This window comes from Candidatus Magnetobacterium casense, from assembly GCF_019173545.1.
Taxonomy (GTDB): domain Bacteria; phylum Nitrospirota; class Thermodesulfovibrionia; order Thermodesulfovibrionales; family Magnetobacteriaceae; genus Magnetobacterium; species Magnetobacterium cryptolimnobacter.
Map to the genome: position 1 here is coordinate 1 of NZ_JABXWD010000600.1, position 1,607 is coordinate 1,607.

Annotated in this window: 1 protein-coding gene; it reads right to left on the bottom strand. The window is 56.8% G+C overall.

Going from position 1 to position 1,607, the window contains the following annotated elements; genetic code table 11:
• Window positions 1-77 precede the first annotated feature (77 nt).
• On the bottom strand, window positions 78-1,310 hold the full coding sequence (locus tag HWQ67_RS17975) for a hypothetical protein (protein ID WP_218254069.1): 1,233 nt from the start codon (window positions 1,308-1,310) through the stop codon (window positions 78-80).
• Window positions 1,311-1,607: the final 297 nt, after the last annotated feature.

Here is a 1,607-nt window from a genome sequence, read left to right on the forward strand (position 1 = left end):
CTGGGGGTAATAGGCGTAGATCAGGATTGCCCCCGCGAGAACGACTATTGCCAGACCAATCATGACTTCCTTCTGCTTCATCGTCCACCTCCTCCGTTGTCCGTGACGAGCATGGTGATGGTCCCGGCGCTCGTGCCGTCGTGGTGAAGTGCGTTCGCCTTGACAGTCGCAGAGCTTCCGGGATACCAGTTGATGGTCATCGAGCGGACGTACTCCCCACGGGAGTTGCGCTCAGTGACCATCCAGCCGCGGTTGTCCTTCACGGCGAACCGCACCCTCGCGATTCCAGACCCGGTAACGCGCAAGGTGTGGCCTTCAACGACGAGTCGAAGGTTGCCGCGGCTGAACCCTCCCGTCTGGTCCAAGACCTCAACAGTAAGGGGTTCTGCCGTTCCTCGGGTTACACTTCGCGTCCTTATCTCTGGTGCCGGTAGGCTACCAAAGGTGCGCGCGAGGGGCGAACGAACGGTAGTAGTGGGAGCAACAGGAGGTGTCGGAGGTGGAGGCGCAGGTGCCGTCTGAACGGATCGCGCTGGGAGACGACAGACAGAGTTGAAGATCAACCCCTGCCTCTCGATCTCCGCAAGCAAGATCTTCTGGTCCACGCTTCCGTGCTGAGGCACTACACCCACGAGGTGGGCGAAAAGCCACAGCTCTTCCGCGTTCCGTCCCGCGAAGTTGACGTTGGCAAAGGCCTCAGGCCCTACCAACGGACTTACGAGACGAAAAGGCAGTCGGTTCGCCGAACGGGTATCCACATCAGCGCTTCCGTACGTTACGAACCAGAATCGCTGATGCGACCGACCGGCGACGTAGTTGATGACCAGGGAGATCCCGTCTACGGGCGACTCCACCAGGTCAATCAACTGGCCATACGTCATCTTGTACTCAACGTACTGGCCGATCTCCAGGGGGACATCCAGCATCTTTGCTTCCTTGATCGTCTTCATCTGCTGGATCGTGAGACGCTCGACGTTCTTCCCGTACCGGATGTAGGCATCCTTCCAGAGACCGCACCGGTATCCCCCGAGAGCTGTGCCGGGGTTCTCGGCGTAGAACGTCACTGTCATTCCCTCGACCAGGGGCATCTCGTGGATGGCCGGGCTGGCACTATTGACCTTGGCCTTGATGCCCCAGACAGGGTATTCGAACACTGCCCAGAGCGTTGGCGGCGCCTGCTGTTCGTAGCGGGCACTCTCACTGACTGTGGCGCTGAAGAGACTTCCCTCAACGCCAGTTGCTTGCGCGGGCAATCCCGAAAGGATGCCTGCAAGCACTACCAACAACACACACGTTAAGGTACTTCGCATGACGAGGCTCGACCTCCTTTCGGATCACCTGTCCCACTGAAGGCGGATCAGGGTGTCATGCCTTGGACTTCATATGCCCAAAGAATCAGCCGGGAGAAGGATCGATGGCTACATGTTCGGCTAACAGCCAATGAAAGGGTAGCATCTGAAATCCGGCCCCCAGCCAAATCCTTAAGCATATTCTATAAGAATAGGTTCATACAATCTTTCTTTTTTGGTCGGACAACTTTTTCTTTGGATTGACAAAGAAAAATGTCCGGTCTAAAAATAGAACACGCCTCCTTTGTGTTCTATATG

What these genes read in the sequence shown, in the direction of transcription:
- HWQ67_RS17975 (WP_218254069.1), bottom strand. Translation starts at nt 1,310, where the DNA reads ATGCGAAGTACCTTAACGTGTGTGTTGTTGGTAGTGCTTGCAGGCATC.